Origin of the sequence: Pseudomonas sp. 37 R 15, from assembly GCF_900004865.1 — a bacterium.
GTDB lineage: Bacteria > Pseudomonadota > Gammaproteobacteria > Pseudomonadales > Pseudomonadaceae > Aquipseudomonas > Aquipseudomonas fluorescens_AM.
The window spans coordinates 329462-348214 of the sequence record NZ_CVTV01000056.1 but is presented as its reverse complement, the minus strand read 5'-3'; the positions used below and the strand labels follow the sequence as shown (position 1 = coordinate 348214).

The following is an 18753-nucleotide window of genomic DNA, read 5'->3' as shown; positions in this document are numbered from 1 at the left end:
TCGGCGTTAAAAATGCTGGTGACACGGGATAATACGCCAATATCCCATCTGTTAATTCATGAATTTAATGTGTTTTTTAAATGTGATAGAGTATGTAAATACATACCCTGTACCACAGTACGAAATCGACGGAGACCCCATGGCTCGCGGCGGCATAAATAAAGCAGTAGTTCAGACGGCACGCCTGGCAATCCTCGCCCGTGGCGAAAACCCCAGCATCGACGCCGTGCGCATCGAGATGGGCAATACCGGCTCGAAAACCACCATTCATCGCTATCTGAAGGAACTCGACGAAAGCGAGACCCGCCAGACCATCACCCAAGCCCCGATTGATGACGAGCTTGGGGAATTGGTGGCACGGCTCGCCCAGCGCCTGAAAGAGAAGGCCCAAGAGCCCATCGACCTCGCCCTGGCGCAGTTTGAACAGCACAAAAGCGCCCTGCTCACTCAGCTTCAAGCGCTGCAGGAGGCCCATGACCAGTTGCAACAGCAGTTCGATATCCAGGCCGCCGCCCTCGCCGAGGAAAGCGCCGCCCTGCAAACTGCCAGCACCAGCCTGCAGACCGAGCAGACGCGCAACGCCGGGCTTAGCCAGGCGTGCAGCGATTACGAACTGAGGATCAAGGACAAGGACGAGCAGATTCGCTCACTGGAGGACAAGCACCTGCACGCCCGCGATGCCCTTGAGCATTACCGCAATGCGGTCAAGGAGCAGCGTGAGCAGGAGCAGCGTCGTCATGAGGGTCAGTTGCAGCAGGTACAAGCCGAGCTGCGCCAGGCGCAGCAGAGTGCACTGGTGCGTCAGGACGAAATCACCCAATTGCATCGAGACAACGAACGCGTGTTGATCGAGCACCGGGTGACCGCGCGGGAGCTGAACGCACTGCAGGAGCAACTGCGCAAGGACCAGGCCGTGCAACTGGAGTTGAACGAGAAAATCAGCCAGGTCGACAGCGAGCGCACGCTGCTCCAGGAGCGCTTGCGGGTTGCACTGCAGGAAAGCCAGTCACGCCAGGCAGCGCTGACTGAACATCAGCAGGTCAACAAGGCGCTGGAGCTGGACCTGCTCAAGGCCCAGGCCAACATTGAAGCGTTGCGTCTGGCCGCCGTCGTTGCAACGACGCCAGAGGCAACCAGCGAAACCTGATCAGTCCGCCACAGGCGTGCGCATGGTGACGAACTCTTCCGCCGCCGTCGGGTGCACGCCAATGGTTTCGTCGAAATGCTGTTTGGTCGCGCCCGCCTTGAGCGCGATCGCCAGGCCCTGCACGATTTCGCCGGCATCGGGCCCGACCATGTGGCAGCCCAGCACTTTGTCGGTGTCGGCGTCGACCACCAGCTTCATCAGGGTCTTTTCCTGGCAGTCCGTCAGGGTCAGCTTCATGGGCCGGAAACGGCTCTCGAAGATCTGCACCTTATGGCCGTTCTTCTTCGCCTCCTCTTCCGTAAGGCCCACCGTACCGATATTCGGCAGGCTGAACACCGCCGTCGGGATCATCGCGTAATCCACCGGACGGTAGTGCTCGGGTTTGAACAGGCGACGTGCCACAGCCATGCCTTCGGCCAGGGCGACCGGGGTCAATTGTACGCGGCCGATCACATCGCCAATGGCCAGGATTGACGGCTCGGTGGTTTGATACAACTCGTCCACGTTGACGAAGCCACGCTCATCGAGGGTGACGCCGGTATTTTCCAACCCCAGGTTGTCCAGCATCGGACGTCGGCCGGTAGCGTAGAACACGCAGTCGGCTTCCAACACCCGACCGTCTTTCAAGGTGGCCTTGAGGCTGCCATCGGCTTGCTTGTCGATGCGCTCGATGTCGGCATTGAATTGCAGGTCCAGGCCGCGCTTGGTCAACTCTTCCTGCAAGTGCTTGCGCACCGCGCCATCGAAGCCGCGCAGGAACAGGTCGCCGCGATACAGCAACGAAGTCTGCGCGCCCAAGCCGTGGAAAATGCCCGCGAATTCCACCGCGATATAGCCACCGCCTACCACCAGCACGCGCTTTGGCAGCTCTTTGAGAAAGAACGCTTCGTTGGAGCCGATGGCGTGTTCGCGACCCGGAATGTCCGGGATCTGCGGCCAGCCGCCCGTGGCGATAAGGACATGTTTGGCAGTGAAGCGCTCACCATTGATTTCCACTTGATGGGGATCAACCAGGCGCGCATGCCCTTCGTGCAGGGTCACGCCGCTGTTGACCAGCAGGTTGCGATAGATGCCGTTGAGACGGTTGATCTCGCGGTCTTTGTTGGCGATCAGGGTCGCCCAGTCAAAGTTCGCCTCGCCCAACGACCAGCCGAAACCGCTGGCCTGTTCGAAGTCTTCGGCAAAATGCGCGCCGTACACCAACAGTTTTTTCGGCACGCAACCGACATTTACACAGGTACCGCCCAGGTAGCGGCTTTCCGCCACGGCCACCCTGGCGCCAAAGCCTGCGGCAAAGCGCGCCGCGCGAACACCGCCGGAACCGGCGCCAATTACATACAGGTCAAAATCGTAGGCCATTTCATTCTCCTCGGCAGGACACCAGCATACCGACTTACATGGGGCTGAAAAACGAAAAAGCCACCCGAAGGTGGCTTTCACTTGAAACAGATCAGCAAGGGTGAAATCAGTACGCCTTGCCAGTCTTGTAGAAGTGCTCGTAGCAGAAGTTGGTCGCCTCGATGTAGCCTTCAGCGCCGCCGCAGTCGAAACGCTGGCCCTTGAATTTGTAGGCAATCACGCAACCATCTTTGGCCTGCTTGAGCAGGGCGTCGGTGATCTGGATCTCGCCGCCCTTGCCTGGCTCGGTTTCTTCGATCAGCTTGAAGATGTCCGGGGTGAGGATGTAGCGGCCGATGATCGCCAGGTTCGACGGTGCATCTTCCGGCGCTGGCTTCTCGACCATGTCACGCACGCGGATCAGGCCATCACCAATGTCGTCGCCGGCGATCACGCCGTACTTGTTGGTTTCCGTCGGGTTGACTTCCATTACCGCGACGATGGTGCAGCGGTATTTCTGGTAGAGCTTGACCATCTGGGTCAGCACGCCGTCGCCTTCCAGGTTCACGCACAGGTCATCGGCCAGTACCACGGCGAACGGTTCGTCACCGATCAGCGGGCGACCGGTGAGGATGGCGTGGCCAAGGCCTTTCATCTGGGTCTGACGGGTGTAGGAGAACGAGCACTCGTCGAGCAGCTTGCGAATACCGACCAGGTATTTTTCCTTGTCGGTGCCCTTGATCTGGTTTTCCAACTCATAGCTGATGTCGAAGTGGTCTTCCAGTGCGCGCTTACCACGGCCGGTCACGATGGAGATTTCATTCAAGCCGGCATCCAGTGCCTCTTCGACGCCGTACTGAATCAGTGGCTTGTTCACCACCGGCAGCATCTCTTTGGGCATGGCTTTGGTCGCTGGCAGGAAGCGAGTGCCGTAACCGGCTGCCGGGAACAAGCATTTCTTGATCATATGAGTCCTTACAAAGGGCTGTGCGTACGGAATTCGGCGCAGTCTAATCAGGCCGCAGTCACCTTACAATGGGTCCTGCTGGCGCCGCGATGTCATCATAGAGAAAAAATGTCGGCGTAAGTTCCGCTGATCTTTCAACCGGCAGGCTGGCCGGCGCTCGAGTGTTGCGTTTTCAAAGGGCCTGATCCTTTGTAGCACGCTTTTCGAAGCCCGGCACCGGGCTGGAATTACTTGGGCAACGGCGGGGTATTTGCGGCTATCATTGCACCCTTGAATCAGCTTACGAGATTGCTAATTAGATGTCAGAACCCAAAGGCGTAAACGGCTACCTGATCACCAAACGTGCGGACGGTTGGCACTTGATCAACTTCCATGGCGACAGCGTCGCGGGCGTTTTCGAGACCGAAAGCATGGCGATTGCGGTGGCCGAGGTGTTCGTGGATGAAGCCGGTCATGCATCGAGCAAGCGGCCAAAGGGCAAGTAAGCCACGCGGCCTTGCAGCAAAAGCCCCGCAAAGCGGGGCTTTTTTGTGTTTGGCTGTACCTAGATGGCAGTTCGCTATAATCTTCCGCCAACGCCCCACGACAGTGTCAGCGCCCCCCTCAACACCTTCGAAGACGACTCTCTATGAACAAGATCCTGGCACTCACTGCGGTATTGGCGCTGGCCGGTTGCACCACCACATCCGACACTTACCTGAAAAATGGTGAGCAAGGTTTGACCATCGACTGCTCGGGCGAAGTCAACTCCTGGGCCAGCTGCTACGAGAAAGCCGACGCTTCCTGCGCGGGCACCGGTTACCGCATCGTCGGCACCGACGGGACCCCTTCACTCAAGGGAAGCGAACAAACGCTGGGCAAGGACGTGGGCAATTTCAAAAGCCGCAGCGTCGTGGTGGTGTGCAAGTAAGCCTTGGTGCTACAGGTGAACTTCGGCGAACTTGATCCCGAGGCTGCGCAGGGTTTCGATCAAGTCATCCAGGCGCGGGAATGACTCGACCTCATCCTGATCGTCCACCAGGAAGTAACTGCGGCCGTCACTCTTCTTGAAAAATACGATCCACTCGCCCAGGTCGGCAGGGTTCTGGATGACGTGGGTCGCCGTGATCTGACCTTCAGCATGGCGGGCTTTGACGTGTTCTCGCTTCATAATGGGACGTTCCAGGCGGGGCAAGGCCGCTCAGACCCAGGGTTTGAACGGCATTCTTGTAGGCAGTGACCGACAGTTTAACGGATGCCTTGCCGATCGACACGCCATTGGGCGCGCCCATCAGCCCGCTCGGCTTTATGGGTTGAGTACCGGATAACACAGAAAAAACCCCACCGGACAGGAACGAAGATGCTCGTCCTGCCCAATGGGGCTCTTATCGGATTCAGTTCGTGGACATACGCCCTGTGTTAGCCGGAAATGCAATCCTCCCCGGCTTTTTTCACATCGCCCGGCCGAATCGGCACGTTGGACATGCTTTCATAGAGCTTGATGCTGCTGCCACTGGAGCGGTCCTCGATTTCGAAGATCGCTGACGGATCGGCCGAAAACTTCTGCGGCACGATCACTTGAATACCTTCCTTATGCGGTTCGATCTGTGGCGGACGACGTGTCGCCTCCAACTTGCGTACCACGCATGCCGCATATTCCTGCGGCTTTTTCCCGGAAATGACCACCAACGTAGGTGGGGTCTGCTTGATATCTGCAACCGAAGCACACCCAGCTATTGCCAAGGCCAGCACCAACACACTCCACTTCATACTAAAACCTCCGATAAAGACCCTACGACAGCGGACACAGGGATTTTCTCCCGCCAATGTAGGATTTATCTCTGAAAACTCGGTAAATAACTGTTTTAAATTGTCGAAGTCGTCGACGACAGCCCGATAATAAACGCGCTGGGGCTGATAAACTCCATCTTAACCTACGTATCGTTCTGATTTTTCAGAAAAAGCCCTTCTGGAGACACCCCATGAAATTCATCCATCAGCGTGAGCACCTTAACGAGGGAGACATTGTTGTCATCGAATGCTCACAGACCTGTAATATTCGTCTGATGAGCGATGCGAATTTTCGCAGCTTCAAGAACGGTGGGCGCCACACCTACCACGGTGGCGCCTTCGATAAATTTCCGGCGAAAATCACCGCGCCCAGCACCGGTTTCTGGAACATTACCCTGGATGTGGTCACGCGCCGCGCCATCAGTGTTACCCGCAAACCGGCGCTGTCCCACAAGATTCGCATTGTTCGTCGCACCAGCACCAAGCTGAGCTGACCCGAACGCCGCAAGGAAAAAAGCTGTGAACACCACCAAATACGTTATCAAGTACAAGCTCAACGGCGAACGTCGCTTCGAATTCGCCCAACTGACCAGCAACAGTGTCGAGGAGGCCCGGCAAGCCCTGGCGAAAATCCACGATGCAAGCGACGAAATTACTGACATCAACGTGAGCAAGGCGCTGTAAGCCATGCCGGGGCCTACCGCTGACCTGTTCGCCGATGATGCCCTGCAGCAACCTGCAAGGCGCGAACAGATTGGCGAAGAGTCTTACGTCCTGGGAGGCTACGCCCTGCCCTGGATTGATCGTTTATTGCCTGAGTTGCGGCGTGTCCTGGCCCAGTCGCCGTTTCGGCAAATGGTCACGCCTGGCGGTTTTACCATGTCGGCCGCGCTGAGCAGTTGCGGCGCGCTGGGCTGGACCACCGACACGCGCGGCTACCGCTACAGCCCTCTCGATCCACGCAGCCAGCAACCTTGGCCGGCAATGCCCGACGCACTGCGCGAATTGGCCATCTCGGCGGCCAACGCTGCAGGTTTCAGCGATTTCTCGCCGGATGCCTGCCTGATCAACCGCTATGTGCCCGGTGCAAAAATGTCGCTGCATCAGGACAAGAACGAGCAGCGCTATGACGCGCCAGTGGTGTCGGTGTCCCTCGGCCTGCCGGCGATTTTCCTGTTCGGCGGCCATCAGCGCAGTGACAAGACGCAAAAAGTCTCGCTGTTCCACGGTGATGTGGTGGTCTGGGGTGGCGTGGATCGCCTGCGCTTCCATGGCGTGATGCCGGTCAAGGAAGGCGAGCACCCGATCATGGGACCGCAACGCATCAACCTGACGTTTCGCACCGCCGGCTGATTTGACCGCAAGCTTCGGAGTGTCGCGCGCGAACAGCAGGGTTAATCTGCCGATCACCACTCAAGAGTGCAGGCCATGAACCACTCACTAGACCCACGCTGGGCCGCCATCGTGGCCCGCGATGCCAACGCCGATGGACTGTTTGTGTACGCTGTGAAAACCACCGGCGTGTACTGCCGGCCCAGCAGCGCCTCACGTTTGCCGCGTCCGGAAAATGTCGAATTCTTCGACACTCCGGAACACGCCGAAGCCGCCGGTTATCGTCCCAGCCGACGCGCCGCCGGCGACCAGACGCAACTGGCCGCCCACCATGCAAAGCTGGTCGCCGAGGCGTGTCGTCAGATAGAACAGGCCCAGACGCCACCCAGCCTGGACGCGCTCGCCCGCCATGCCGGCTTGAGTTCGTTCCACTTCCATCGCGTGTTCAAAGCCATCACCGGCCTTACACCCAAGGGGTACGCCGGCGCTCTGCGCTCGCGCAAGGTGCGTGATGGGCTCAAGGCGCAGCAGTCGGTCACTGATACGCTGTACGACGCCGGCTTTAATTCCAACAGCCGCTTTTATGCAGCGGCTGACCAAGTGCTTGGCATGAAGCCGCAGGAGTACAAGGCCGGCGGTGCCAACAACCGGATTCGCTTTGCCGTGGGCCAATGCTCACTGGGGGCGATTCTGGTGGCGCAGAGTCAACGCGGCGTGTGTGCGATCTTGCTGGGCGACGAGCCGGATACGCTGGTACGCGACCTGCAGGACCAATTTCCCAACGCCGAACTGCTCGGCGCGGATCGGGATTTCGAACAATTGATCGCCCAGGTCGTGGGCTTTATCGAAGCGCCCGCCCTTGGCCTGGACCTGCCGCTGGATCTACGCGGCACGGCCTTCCAGGAACGGGTGTGGCAGGCGCTGCGGGATATTCCGGTGGGCAGCACGGCCAGCTATGCGCAGATTGCCCAGCGTATCGGCGCGCCCACGGCATTTCGCGCAGTGGCCCAGGCCTGTGGCGCCAACCACTTGGCGGTGGCAATCCCCTGCCACCGCGTGGTGCGCAGTGACGGCGCCCTGTCCGGCTACCGCTGGGGCGTAGAGCGCAAGCGCACGCTGCTGGCGCGGGAAACATCGGACTGACCCCGCTGCATAAAGCACTGCCCTCGTCCAGTGAATAAAACAGACTGGCCGGGCGCCAAGGGCCCTGCTAAAACAGCGAAAAGCCTCACTGACGCTGGAGACGCATCCCATGAGCACCTGGCCAGACACGCGCATTCTCGACCTGCTGGGCATCGACCTGCCCATCATCCAGGCCCCCATGGCGGGCGCGACCACCACCGCCATGGTGATTGCCGCCAGCCAGGCCGGCGCACTGGGGTCCATGCCTGCGGCTGCGCTGAGCATCGAGCAACTGCGTGAAGCGTTGACCACCATCCGCCAAGCTGGCACCCGCCCCGTCAATGTCAACTTTTTCTGCCACCAGGCGCCGGACGCGAACGAGGAACACGAGCGCCGCTGGAAAGCGTTGCTCGAACCCTACTATCGCGAGCTGGGCGCCGATTTTGATGCGCCGACCCCGGTCTCCAATCGTGCCCCCTTCAATGAAGCGGCGTGTGAAGTGATCGAAACCTTGCGCCCTGAAGTCGTCAGCTTTCACTTTGGCCTGCCGGAAAAAGCCTTGCTGGACCGGGTAAAAGCCACCGGCGCCAAGGTGCTGTCGTCGGCCACGACGGTCGAGGAAGCGGTCTGGCTGGAACAACACGGCTGTGATGCGATTATCGCAATGGGCATCGAGGCCGGCGGGCACCGCGGTATGTTCCTCAGTGCCGACCTCAACAGTCAGATCGGCTTGATGGCGCTGCTGCCGCAAGTCGTCGATGCCGTCGGCGTGCCGGTGATTGCCGCTGGTGGTATCGCGGATTCGCGCGGGATGCTCGCCGCGTTTGCCCTGGGCGCCTCGGCGGTGCAGATCGGCACGGCGTACCTGTTCACCCCCGAAGCCAGTGTCAGCGCTTCCCACCACCATGCCTTGCGGCATGCCCAGGCCAGCGAAACGGCCCTCACCAACCTGTTCACCGGTCGCCCGGCGCGGGGCATTGTCAATCGCGTGATGCGCGAGCTGGGCGCGATCAACGCAGCCGCGCCAGCGTTTCCACGGGCCGGTGGCGCATTGCTGCCTCTGAAGGCCAGGGACGAAGCGGGCTTCAGCAACCTGTGGGCCGGCCAGTCCTTGCGTCTGGGTAACGACCGCTCAACGTATGACCTGACCCGCGACCTGGCTGAGCAGACATTGGCCAAGCTGCGCTAGGCCTGTCAGCACACGGCGCAACTTCGTACTGTACCGGCACCGGGTAACCGCTATATATTCCCGTACATAGCGGTAACAAGCCGTACACCCTCAAGGAGTTGCTTCATGATGATCCGCGCCGCGCGCCTGGCCCCCCTGCTTGCCGTCTTCGCCCTGGGTTCGGCGCAGGCCGATGAGGTACAAGTGGCCGTCGCCGCCAACTTTACCGCGCCCATCCAGGCGATTGCCGCCGACTTCAAGAAAGACACCGGTCACACGCTGGTCGCGGCCTACGGCGCCACCGGGCAGTTCTATACCCAGATCAAGAATGGCGCGCCGTTCCAGGTGTTCCTCAGTGCCGACGACACGACCCCGCAAAAACTCGAGGCCGAAGGCGAGACCGTCAAGGGCTCGCGCTTTACCTACGCGGTGGGCACCCTGGCCCTGTGGTCGGCGAAAGACGGCTACGTGGATGCCCAAGGTGAAGTGCTCAAGCGCAATGCGTTCAAGCACCTGTCCATCGCCAACCCGAAAACCGCGCCGTATGGCCTGGCCGCCACTCAAGTGCTGGCCAGGGAAGGCTTGACCGACCAGGTCAGGGACAAGATCGTCGAAGGCCAGAACATCACCCAGGCCTATCAGTTCGTGTCCACCGGCAACGCCGAGCTGGGCTTCGTGGCACTGTCGCAGATTTACAAGGACGGTAAAGTCTCCAGCGGTTCGGCGTGGATCGTGCCGTCGTCCCTGCACGACCCGATCAAGCAAGACGCGGTGATCCTCGCCAAAGGCAAGGACAGCGCCGCCGCCAAGGCCCTGGTCGACTACCTGAAAGGGCCGAAGGCCGCTGCGGTGATCAAGTCCTACGGTTATGCGCTGTAAATGCCGCTGACGAGCGCCGATTTTTCCGCGATCTGGCTGACGATCAAACTGGCCTCGCTGACCACGGTGATCCTGCTGCTGATCGGTACGCCAATCGCCCTGTGGCTGTCGCGCACCCGTTCCTGGTGGCGCGGTCCCGTCGGTGCAATCGTTGCGTTGCCGTTGGTGCTGCCGCCCACGGTCATCGGCTTCTATTTGCTGTTGGCCATGGGGCCCAATGGCTACGTCGGCCAGTTCACCCAGTGGCTGGGCCTGGGCACCCTGACCTTCAGCTTCGCCGGGCTGGTGATTGGCTCGGTGATCTACTCCATGCCCTTCGTGGTGCAACCGTTGCAAAACGCGTTCGCGGCCATCGGCACGCGCCCTCTGGAAGTGGCCGCGACCTTGCGTGCGAGTCCCTGGAACACGTTTTTCACGGTGATCCTGCCGTTGGCTCGCCCAGGTTTCATTACCGCGTCGATTCTGGGCTTCGCCCATACCGTCGGCGAGTTCGGCGTGGTGCTGATGATCGGCGGCAATATCCCGGACAAGACCCGGGTGGTCTCGGTGCAGATCTACGACCACGTCGAAGCCATGGAGTATGCCCAGGCGCACTGGCTGGCCGGCGCGATGGTGGTGTTCGCGTTCCTCGTATTGCTGGCGCTCTACTCCAGCCGTAAAACCCACATGGGCTGGAGTTCTTCGCGATGATCGAGGTACGCCTGCACCTGAAGTACACAGGCTTCGCGCTGGACGTGGAACTGCAATTGCCGGGCCGTGGCGTAACCGCTCTTTACGGCCCTTCCGGCTCCGGCAAGACCACCTGCCTGCGCTGTATCGCCGGCCTGGAGCGCGCCGATGACGGATTTGTGCAGATCAACGACGAGGTCTGGCAAGACAGCCGTAACGGGCTGTTCGTGCCGCCGCACAAACGCGCCCTGGGCTACGTTTTCCAGGAGGCGAGCCTGTTTCCCCATCTGTCGGTGCAGGCCAATCTGGCGTTCGGCCTCAAGCGCATCCCACGTGCGCAGCGGCGCGTGGACATGGCCCAGGCCACTGAGCTGCTGGGTATCGCTCACCTGCTTGCGCGCGACCCGCAGCACCTGTCCGGTGGTGAGCGCCAGCGCGTCGGCATCGCTCGCGCCCTGCTCACCAGTCCCCGCTTGCTGCTGATGGATGAACCCCTGGCGGCCCTCGACAGCCAGCGCAAAAACGAAATCCTGCCTTACCTCGAACGCCTGCACGACGAACTGGATATTCCGGTGCTGTACGTCAGCCATGCCCAGGACGAAGTGGCGCGCCTGGCCGATCACCTCGTCTTGCTCGACGACGGCAAGGCCCCGGCCAGCGGACCTATCGGCGAAACCCTGGCGCGGCTCGATCTGCCCCTGGCACTGGGCGACGATGCCGGTGTGGTCGTCACTGGCCGCGTGATTGCCTATGACGAGCACTACCAACTGCTCACCCTGCAACTGCCCGATTGCCTCTTGCAGATACGCGTGGCCCACACGCCGATGGCTTTGGGCACACAGCTGCGGGTGAAGATTCAGGCACGTGACGTAAGCCTCAGCCACCAGGCGCAAGCGCACAGCAGCATCCTCAACCGCCTGCCGGTGACCGTCATCCAGGACGTCGCGGCGGATAACAGCGCCCATGCACTGGTGCGCCTGGATGCCGCCGGCACGCCGTTGCTGGCGCGCATCACGCGGTTCTCCCGCGACCAACTGAATGTGCAACCGGGGCAAGTGCTGTGGGCGCACATCAAGGCGGTGGCGGTGCTCGCCTAAACCATTTGGCACGACCGCAGGGCGACGCGGTCAATCAGACATACCGGCCTGATCCGTTGCCAAGGAACCCGCACCATGCACGACTCTTCGCTGCCCGCCGATCTGCCCCGCGACCTGCATTACGTTGACGACAGCCAACCCGGAATCCGCCGCAAAAAGCTGCGCGGCAAGTTCCAGTATTTCGCTCCCGATGGCGAGCGCATCACCGATGCCGATGAGATCAAGCGCCTGAATGCGCTGGCGGTGCCGCCCGCCTACACCGATGTGTGGATCTGCGCCGACCCGCGTGGCCACCTGCAAGCCACCGGCCGCGACGCCCGTGGTCGCAAGCAGTACCGCTACCATGCGCGCTGGCGTGAGGTGCGCGACAGCGACAAGTACGCGCGGCTGCAGGCGTTCGGCGCTGCCTTGCCCAAGTTGCGCAAACAATTGGAAGCACAGATCGCCCAGCCCGGGTTCACCCGCGAAAAGGTGCTGGCCACGGTGGTGATGTTGCTTGATGCCACGCTGATCCGCGTCGGCAATACCCAGTACGCCCGCGACAACAAATCCTACGGCCTGACCACCCTGCGCAACCGTCACGTGGACATCAAGGGCAGCGAGATAAAATTCCAGTTTCGCGGCAAGAGCGGCGTGGAGCATCAAATCAGCGTCAAGGACCGGCGTCTGGCCAGCGTGGTCAAACGCTGCATGGAACTGCCCGGGCAGAACCTGTTCCAGTACCTGGACGAAAACGGCGAGCGCCATACCGTCAGCTCCCAGGACGTCAACGCGTACCTGCATAGCCTGACCGGCGAGGATTTCACCGCCAAGGACTACCGCACCTGGGCCGGCACGGCCATGGCACTGGCGGTGTTGCGCGAATTGGCGTGGCAACCGGAGTCCGACGCCAAGCGCCATGTGGTGGCGATGGTCAAGGACGTCGCGAGGCAACTGGGCAATACGCCGGCGGTGTGTCGCAAGTGCTATATCCACCCGGCGGTGCTCGAACATTTCAGCCTGGGTGAGCTGTCCAAGTTGCCCAAGCCACGGGTGCGCAAGGGCCTCAAAGCCGAAGAAGTCGCCTTGGCGATGTTCCTTGAGCAACTGGTCGCGGACTTGCCCAAGCCAGCCAAGGTGGGTTAGCCTCCAAATCCCTTCTGACTCTCGGGACGATTGCCGACGTGAACAACTAAGCCTTCAAAAATGCCTCTGCAACGAGCCGCCTGGCGCGCTTGTTGGCCTGTTCGACATTTTCCTGGAGGTGCTGATGACTCACGTCAACCGGCTGCCCGCATTGATTTCCCTGCAACACCTGTGTTTCCAGTTCGCCAATGGCGACACCGTGCTGGAGGACCTCACCTTGTCCATCGACCAGACGCCCACCGGGATCGTCGGGCGCAACGGGCGCGGCAAAAGTATCCTGGCGCAATTGATGGCCGGCATCCTGCAGCCTTCCTCTGGTACGCTGAAGGCACCGGCCCATGTGGTGTACGTGCCCCAGACCGTGGTGGTGCGGCCCGGTGCGACCGTCGCCGATCTGACCGGTACCGCCCAATGCCTGGCCGCCCTTGAACGCATGATTCAGGGCGTGGGTCTGGCCGGTGACCTGGAGCTGATCGATGAGCGCTGGGACCTTGCCGAACGCCTGCGTACGGCCCTGGATATGGCAGGTTTGCCATCGCTCAGCGCCGCTTCGCAGGTTGATCGTCTCAGCGGTGGCCAATTGGCCCGGGTCGCACTGATCGGCGCATGGCTGGCGGCGCCGCAGTTGTTGATCCTCGACGAGCCCAGCAACCACCTCGACAGTTGCGGGCGTGCCTGGCTGCTGCAGCAATTGGCTGCCTGGCGCGGTGGCCTGGTGGTGGTCAGCCATGATCGGCAGCTGCTCAACACCATGGGCCGGATCATCGAACTGTCGCCGCTCGGTGTGCAGGCTTACGGCGGCAACTACGCCGCCTATCTTGAGCAACGCGACGCCCAACAGCAGGCGGCTACCGCAGCGTGGGAATACGCCCGCGAGCAGCGCAGCCGCGAACGTCAACGCTTGCAAAAGGCCCATGACAGCCTGCAGCGCCACGCGGCGCACTCACGCAAACAGGCCGAGACCGCCAACGTCGACCGGTTTACCAGGGCGCGCTGGAAAAGCGCGGCCACGCAAATCGTCAGCGCCCGGGGCAGCGCCCATCGCGATCACAAAGACGCACTCGACGCGCAGGTGCGCCAGGCCTACGAGCGTGTGGTGGACGAGACGCCGACCTTGCTGACCTTACCCGGCTCGGCGTTGGCCAACGGTCGCCAGGTGGTCAGCCTGCAACAGGCGCAGTTGCCCTGGCTGGATCCGCGTGCACCGTCAACCTATCTGAGCCTGGACCTGACCGGGCCTGTGCGCGTGGCGGTGCGCGGGCCGAACGGTTGCGGTAAATCGAGCTTGCTCAAGTTGCTTGCCGGGCAATGGCACGCCGTCAGTGGCACGTGCGCGGTCTCGGTGCCCTGCGCCTATATCGACCAGCACCTGACGCTGCTGGACGACCAGCGCAGTATCGTCGATCAGCTCAACCTGCTCGACACGCCGCTGGTCGAAGGCGAACTGCGCACGCGCCTGGCCTTGCTGCAACTGGATGCCTTGCGCGTGACCCGACCCGCGGGGCAACTCAGCGGTGGCGAGCGGTTGAAAGCGGCGATGGCGATCGCTTTGTGGCGCGCAACACCGGCGCAACTGTTGCTGCTGGACGAGCCGACCAATCACCTGGACCTGGAGACGGTGATGGCCTTTGAACAGGCCTTGAAGGGCTTTACCGGCGCGCTGGTGGCGGTGTCCCACGATGAAGCGTTCCTGCAGGCGATCCAACCCAGCCATTACCTGAGCTGGTACAGCAGCGGGTGGCGCCTGGAGCCTGTGTGATCTGATTGCACGCAGTCGCAAAGCGTCCTAGGGTAGTGGCCGGATAATCTCACTGGAAACCGGCCGATGCTGCCTTCGCCCCTCAAGCCCTCCGCCAATGCTGCCCTCGCCCATCGACAACGCTGGCGTGGACGCGTGGGCTTGCTGCTGGTGGCCGGTTTGTCGGTACTCGCCGGCATGACCGATGCCATTGGTTTCATGGCCAGCGGCGATTTTGTCTCGTTCATGAGCGGCAACACCACGCGCCTGGCGGTCGCGATCAGTGCAGGCGACGGGGGGCTTACCGCGCGCCTGGTATTGCTGGTTGCCACCTTCATCATCGGCAACGCGCTGGGGGTTATCGTCAGCCGCTTGAGCAAGCGCCACGCGCTGCCCTTGCTGCTCAGCATCGGCGCCCTGCTCTGCGGTGCGGCACTGCTGCCCTGGTCCGATACGCTGCCCGCTCTGTTGGCGGCGATTATCGCCATGGGCATGCTTAACGCGGCCGTCGAGCAAGTCAATGGCGTGCCGGTGGGGCTCACCTATGTCACCGGGGCGCTCTCACGCTTTGGTCGCGGGCTGGGCCGCTGGCTGATGGGCGAACGCCGCAATGGCTGGCGCATGCAGTTGATCCCGTGGGCAGGGATGTTTGTCGGCGCGGTGATCGGGGCGCTGCTGGAACAGCAGATCGGGCTGCGCGCACTCTGGGTCAGTGGCGCATTGGCAGGGTCACTGGGCCTGGCGACCCTGGCGATTCCCCGGCGCTGGCAGCTGGGCTTCATGCCACGCTGAACACCAGGGTTTGGAAAAGAGGTGCCCGCCCGACGTTTCGGCCTCGACATCCGTGTACCGGTAAAGAGCCATCACGTCGGGCGAGCCGGTGAATAATAGGCCAATGCCCGACGGCTGTCCCGCCGGGCGTTTCCGAATATGACTAAGGCAAGGTATTACAGACAAGTGGCAAGCGCAGCCAGACGGCGTTTGGCGGGCATCGTGTCCTCTGCGGCGTAATACTTGACGCTAGAACCCGCACCCGTGCTCTGTACATCCGCAAAGTAGTCACCGCCCGTGGTGTATACCGTAAAGCCTCCCGCCTCGGTGGCTTCCTTGAAGCCGCCGGCATCGATGCCGAACACGCTTTCGTCCTGCCAGCCGTACTGGATGCATTGGGCGACCACCAGGGTGGCCTTGTCCGACGCCATGGTTTTGTACGGGCTGCCCGCACGCGCCTCCTTCATCTTCGAACCCGCGCAGCCGGCCAGCGTCGCCAGTACCAATGCGCCTATCACCACTTTGTACATGCCTGTGCTTCCTTGGGAAAACCGTGACTCTACCATTGCGCCGCCGCCAACTGACGCGCCCATGAACTTTGTTTCACTGTAAAGGCAAAGCCGGCGTCTTATAGTGGCCACGCTCATTTTTAGAAGTCTCCCTTCTGCCCGCCCTCCCGCGGGCTTTTTTTCGCCTGCGGTTCACAACCACCAGCGCAGCAGATAGAACAGCGCCATGCTCGACAGCACTGTGACCAGCACACTGCGCGTGCACAGCATCAACCCCACGGCGCAGACCCCGGCCAGCAAGTAGGGATTGCTAAGGCTCAGGTCGAGCTGGTGGTCTTTGATGAAAATAATCGGCCCGCAAATCGCGGTGAGCATGCCCGGTACGGCAAACCCGAGAAACTCACGCGTGCCCCGATTGAGCCGTACCGGCAGGCGCGGCTCGATAAACAGGTAGCGATTGAAAAACACCACCAGCGCCATCGCCACAATCATCAGGTAGATCATCGCTGCCCTACTCCCAGGCGCTTGCAGGCGAACCCTGCGCTCATCCCCAATACGCCCGAGACCACCACCGCCGATTCCCAGTGCAGGTAACTCAGCCATACCGAACACAACAGGGAGACGGCGACGCAGACCACCGTCGGCACGTCGCGCACCACCGGCGTGATCAGGGCGATAAAGGTCGCGGCAATCGAAAACTCCAGCCCCAGCTGGTCCAGGCCGGGAATACTTTTGCCCAGGACAATGCCGGCCAGGGTGAACAGGTTCCAGATGATATAAAACGTCAGGCCGACACCCAGGGCATACCAGCGATTGAAGGTCTGGCGGTCATAGTGATTGACCAGCGCAAAAAACTCGTCGGTCAACAGAAAACCCAGGCTCATGCGCCAGCGGGTGTTGAGCGAGGACAGTGTCGGGCGCATGTGCATGCCGTAGAGCAAATGCTGGGAGGTCAGCAGCAAGGTGGTCAGCACGATGGAGAGCAGGCTGGCGCCGCTTTTGACCATGCCGATCGCCACCAGTTGAGCCGCACCGGCAAACACGATGGCGGACAGGCCCTGGGCTTGCAGCGGCGTGAACTGCGCATCGATGGCCATGGAGCCGGCGAGCAACCCCCAGGGGGCACAGGCCAGGGATAACGGAATGACAGCAATGGCGCCACGTGTGAACGCGTCACGAGGGAGGGCAGCAGGCATGGACTGGGCTCATCGACAAACAGTCGGCAAGCATGCAGCGCACTCGGGCGCTTGTCTTGAACGATCTTGCTCAGGCCAGTTTTACCGAAACCATCTCCACCGAATCGCGCGCTTCGCGCAGTTCGCAGGCGTCCTGATTCAACCGGTGAATGCTGTTGAGCAGGCGCTGGCGCAGCACTTCATCGCCGAGCTTTTCGACGGCACGCATGAGATCGAACGCCGCGGTTTCGTTATTTTCCGCGATGGAATCCAGGGTTTTGCGCAGGTTACGAGTGGCTCGGGTCACGCGGGAGCTTCCTTCATCAGCAATGGGCGGGCACTTTAGGACATTCGTGTTTCAGTTTAATTTCAATCACTTGTGGTCGATCATCGGGCAGTTGATCCACGTCAACCGAAATCAGGATTTGACTTACATGGCCGTTTATCCGCAATGCTGTTCAAATGCCTGGCCGATGCCGGCCGAGCACGGCTGACGCTATTAATCCTGCGCGAGCGCGAACTTTACGTAGGCGAACTGATCCATGCCTTGGATGACAGCCGGCCCTGCCTGCAGAACGACGCGTTGCGTCTGCAGGCAATGGGCGACAGACCACAACGGGCCAGCACCTGCTGCTGAGCCATCGGAGCGTTAATTCATGCTTGTCGCAATTGCGATTTTCCTTGTCACCATCGTGCTGGTCATCTGGCAACCCAAGGGCCTGGGCGTCGGCTGGAGCGCCAGCCTGGGCGCGATCCTGGCCCTGGCATGCGGGGTAATCAGCCTGGCGGATATTCCGGTGGTGTGGCACATCATCTGGAACGCCACCGGTACCTTTGTCGCCTTGATCATCATCAGCCTGTTGCTGGATGAAGCCGGCTTCTTTGCCTGGACCGCGCTGCATGTGGCGCGCTGGGGGCGTGGCCGGGGCCGGCGCCTGTTTGCCTACATGGTGCTGCTCGGCGCACTGGTGTCGGCACTGTTCGCCAATGACGGCGCGGCGTTGATCCTCACCCCGATTGTGATGTCGATGCTGCTGGCGCTGCGCTTTTCTCCGGCGGCGACGCTGGCATTCGTCATGGGCGCAGGCTTTATCGCCGACACGGCGAGCCTGCCGCTGGTGGTGTCGAACCTGGTGAATATCGTCTCGGCGGATTATTTCAAGATCGGTTTCAACGAATATGCCGCCGTGATGGTGCCGGTGAACCTGGTCAGCGTCGCCGCGACCCTGGCGGTGCTGCTGTGGTTTTTCCGCCGTGATATTCCGCAGACCTACGACCCGGCCGACCTGGAACAACCCGACAGTGCCATCCACGACCGTGCGACTTTTCGCGCCGGCTGGTGGGTGCTGGGTATTCTGCTGGTAGGCTGCTTCGCGCTGGAGCCGCTGGGCATTCCCATCAGCGCGATTTCCGCGGTGTGCGCCGTGCTGTTGCTGGTGATCGCCGCCAAGGGCCACAAAATCTCCACGCGCAAAGTCTTGAAAGACGCGCCATGGCAGATCGTGGTCTTTTCCCTGGGCATGTACCTGGTGGTGTACGGCTTGCGTAACGCCGGCCTGACCGATTACCTCGCCACCTGGCTCGACACCTTCGCCAGCTATGGCGTGTGGAGCGCGGCCATGGGCACCGGCGTGCTGACCGCGTTGTTGTCCTCGGCGATGAACAACCTGCCAACGGTGTTGATCGGCGCGCTGTCCATCGAGTCCAGCCATGCCGTGGGCGTGATCAAGGACGCGATGATCTACGCCAACGTGATCGGCAGCGACCTGGGCCCGAAAATCACCCCTATCGGCAGCCTCGCCACTCTGCTGTGGCTGCACATCCTGGCGCGCAAGGGCATCACCATCACCTGGGGCTACTACTTCAAGGTCGGGATTGTGCTGACTGTGCCGGTGCTGTTGATCACCCTCGCCGCCCTGGCCTTGCGCCTGAGTTTCTAAGGAATG

General features: G+C 61.4%; 24 protein-coding genes. 16 read left to right on the top strand and 8 right to left on the bottom strand.

The window, feature by feature from the left end; translation table 11 throughout:
• Positions 1-139: 139 nt before the first annotated feature.
• Positions 140-1147, top strand: a complete 1008-nt coding sequence (locus BFQ04_RS22575) for a DNA-binding protein (protein WP_065952694.1) — start codon at positions 140-142, stop codon at positions 1145-1147.
• On the opposite strand, the gene gorA is transcribed toward BFQ04_RS22575, so the two are convergent.
• Positions 1148-2506, bottom strand: coding sequence for a glutathione-disulfide reductase (gene gorA / locus BFQ04_RS22570; protein ID WP_065952693.1), 1359 nt, complete (start codon positions 2504-2506; stop codon positions 1148-1150).
• A 106-nt stretch (positions 2507-2612) separates the two neighbouring features.
• Positions 2613-3452 (bottom strand): UTP--glucose-1-phosphate uridylyltransferase GalU, encoded by an 840-nt coding sequence (galU, locus tag BFQ04_RS22565; protein WP_003173830.1) that lies wholly within the window; start codon positions 3450-3452, stop codon positions 2613-2615.
• Between the two features lie 299 nt (positions 3453-3751).
• Between galU and BFQ04_RS22560 the strand changes: the two genes are divergently transcribed.
• Positions 3752-3937, top strand: coding sequence for a hypothetical protein (locus tag BFQ04_RS22560; protein ID WP_017528082.1), 186 nt, complete (start codon positions 3752-3754; stop codon positions 3935-3937).
• A gap of 143 nt (positions 3938-4080) precedes the next feature.
• Positions 4081-4362: a hypothetical protein gene (locus tag BFQ04_RS22555; protein WP_065952692.1), complete on the top strand. Its 282-nt coding sequence runs from the start codon at positions 4081-4083 to the stop codon at positions 4360-4362.
• 9 nt (positions 4363-4371) lie between these two features.
• Here BFQ04_RS22555 and BFQ04_RS22550 read toward each other — a convergent pair whose 3' ends face one another.
• Both BFQ04_RS22550 and BFQ04_RS22545 read right to left on the bottom strand, forming a co-directional pair.
• Positions 4372-4602 (bottom strand): hypothetical protein, encoded by a 231-nt coding sequence (locus tag BFQ04_RS22550; protein WP_065952691.1) that lies wholly within the window; start codon positions 4600-4602, stop codon positions 4372-4374.
• Between the two features lie 248 nt (positions 4603-4850).
• On the bottom strand, positions 4851-5201 hold the full coding sequence (locus BFQ04_RS22545; RefSeq protein ID WP_065952690.1) for a hypothetical protein: 351 nt from the start codon (positions 5199-5201) through the stop codon (positions 4851-4853).
• Positions 5202-5413: 212 nt separating this feature from the next.
• Between BFQ04_RS22545 and BFQ04_RS22540 the strand changes: the two genes are divergently transcribed.
• From BFQ04_RS22540 to BFQ04_RS22495, 11 genes are all read left to right on the top strand, one after another.
• Positions 5414-5716, top strand: a complete 303-nt coding sequence (locus tag BFQ04_RS22540) for a DUF1883 domain-containing protein (protein WP_003173824.1) — start codon at positions 5414-5416, stop codon at positions 5714-5716.
• A gap of 25 nt (positions 5717-5741) precedes the next feature.
• Complete coding sequence (locus tag BFQ04_RS29770; protein ID WP_163001619.1) at positions 5742-5906, top strand: hypothetical protein; 165 nt, start codon at positions 5742-5744, stop codon at positions 5904-5906.
• Between the two features lie 3 nt (positions 5907-5909).
• A complete protein-coding gene (alkB, locus tag BFQ04_RS22535) occupies positions 5910-6575 on the top strand; it encodes a DNA oxidative demethylase AlkB (protein ID WP_065952689.1) in 666 nt (221 codons plus the stop codon).
• 75 nt (positions 6576-6650) lie between these two features.
• Complete coding sequence (ada, locus tag BFQ04_RS22530) at positions 6651-7697, top strand: bifunctional DNA-binding transcriptional regulator/O6-methylguanine-DNA methyltransferase Ada (protein ID WP_065952688.1); 1047 nt, start codon at positions 6651-6653, stop codon at positions 7695-7697.
• 109 nt (positions 7698-7806) lie between these two features.
• Entirely contained in the window at positions 7807-8865 is a 1059-nt protein-coding gene (locus BFQ04_RS22525; protein WP_065952687.1) for an NAD(P)H-dependent flavin oxidoreductase, read from the top strand.
• Between the two features lie 105 nt (positions 8866-8970).
• On the top strand, positions 8971-9723 hold the full coding sequence (gene modA, locus BFQ04_RS22520; RefSeq protein WP_065952686.1) for a molybdate ABC transporter substrate-binding protein: 753 nt from the start codon (positions 8971-8973) through the stop codon (positions 9721-9723).
• Entirely contained in the window at positions 9724-10413 is a 690-nt protein-coding gene (gene modB, locus BFQ04_RS22515) for a molybdate ABC transporter permease subunit (protein WP_065952685.1), read from the top strand. It begins immediately after the preceding gene.
• Positions 10410-11489 carry a molybdenum ABC transporter ATP-binding protein gene (gene modC / locus BFQ04_RS22510; protein WP_065952684.1) on the top strand — a complete coding sequence of 360 codons (1080 nt, stop codon included), beginning with the start codon at positions 10410-10412 and terminating at the stop codon, positions 11487-11489. The genes modB and modC overlap by 4 nt, the downstream gene beginning before the upstream one ends.
• A gap of 75 nt (positions 11490-11564) precedes the next feature.
• Positions 11565-12614 (top strand): DNA topoisomerase IB, encoded by a 1050-nt coding sequence (locus BFQ04_RS22505; protein ID WP_065952683.1) that lies wholly within the window; start codon positions 11565-11567, stop codon positions 12612-12614.
• 124 nt (positions 12615-12738) lie between these two features.
• A complete protein-coding gene (locus BFQ04_RS22500) occupies positions 12739-14373 on the top strand; it encodes an ATP-binding cassette domain-containing protein (protein WP_065952682.1) in 1635 nt (544 codons plus the stop codon).
• A gap of 66 nt (positions 14374-14439) precedes the next feature.
• Positions 14440-15144, top strand: coding sequence for a YoaK family protein (locus BFQ04_RS22495; protein ID WP_065952681.1), 705 nt, complete (start codon positions 14440-14442; stop codon positions 15142-15144).
• A gap of 155 nt (positions 15145-15299) precedes the next feature.
• On the opposite strand, the gene BFQ04_RS22490 is transcribed toward BFQ04_RS22495, so the two are convergent.
• The 4 genes from BFQ04_RS22490 to BFQ04_RS22475 all read right to left on the bottom strand — a co-directional run bounded on the left by BFQ04_RS22490 (position 15300) and on the right by BFQ04_RS22475 (position 17114).
• Positions 15300-15653, bottom strand: a complete 354-nt coding sequence (locus BFQ04_RS22490) for a hypothetical protein (protein ID WP_065952680.1) — start codon at positions 15651-15653, stop codon at positions 15300-15302.
• A gap of 171 nt (positions 15654-15824) precedes the next feature.
• Positions 15825-16136: an AzlD domain-containing protein gene (locus BFQ04_RS22485; protein WP_065952679.1), complete on the bottom strand. Its 312-nt coding sequence runs from the start codon at positions 16134-16136 to the stop codon at positions 15825-15827.
• Positions 16133-16828: an AzlC family ABC transporter permease gene (locus BFQ04_RS22480; protein ID WP_065952678.1), complete on the bottom strand. Its 696-nt coding sequence runs from the start codon at positions 16826-16828 to the stop codon at positions 16133-16135. Before BFQ04_RS22480 ends, BFQ04_RS22485 begins: the two co-directional genes overlap by 4 nt.
• Before the next feature lie 70 nt (positions 16829-16898).
• Entirely contained in the window at positions 16899-17114 is a 216-nt protein-coding gene (locus tag BFQ04_RS22475) for a hypothetical protein (RefSeq protein ID WP_065952677.1), read from the bottom strand.
• A gap of 144 nt (positions 17115-17258) precedes the next feature.
• On the opposite strand from BFQ04_RS22475, the gene BFQ04_RS30140 reads away from it, so the two are divergent.
• Together BFQ04_RS30140 and BFQ04_RS22465 are read left to right on the top strand one after the other, a co-directional pair.
• Positions 17259-17444: a hypothetical protein gene (locus BFQ04_RS30140; protein WP_065952676.1), complete on the top strand. Its 186-nt coding sequence runs from the start codon at positions 17259-17261 to the stop codon at positions 17442-17444.
• A gap of 19 nt (positions 17445-17463) precedes the next feature.
• Entirely contained in the window at positions 17464-18747 is a 1284-nt protein-coding gene (locus BFQ04_RS22465) for an arsenic transporter (protein ID WP_065952675.1), read from the top strand.
• The last annotated feature ends 6 nt before the right edge of the window (positions 18748-18753 follow it).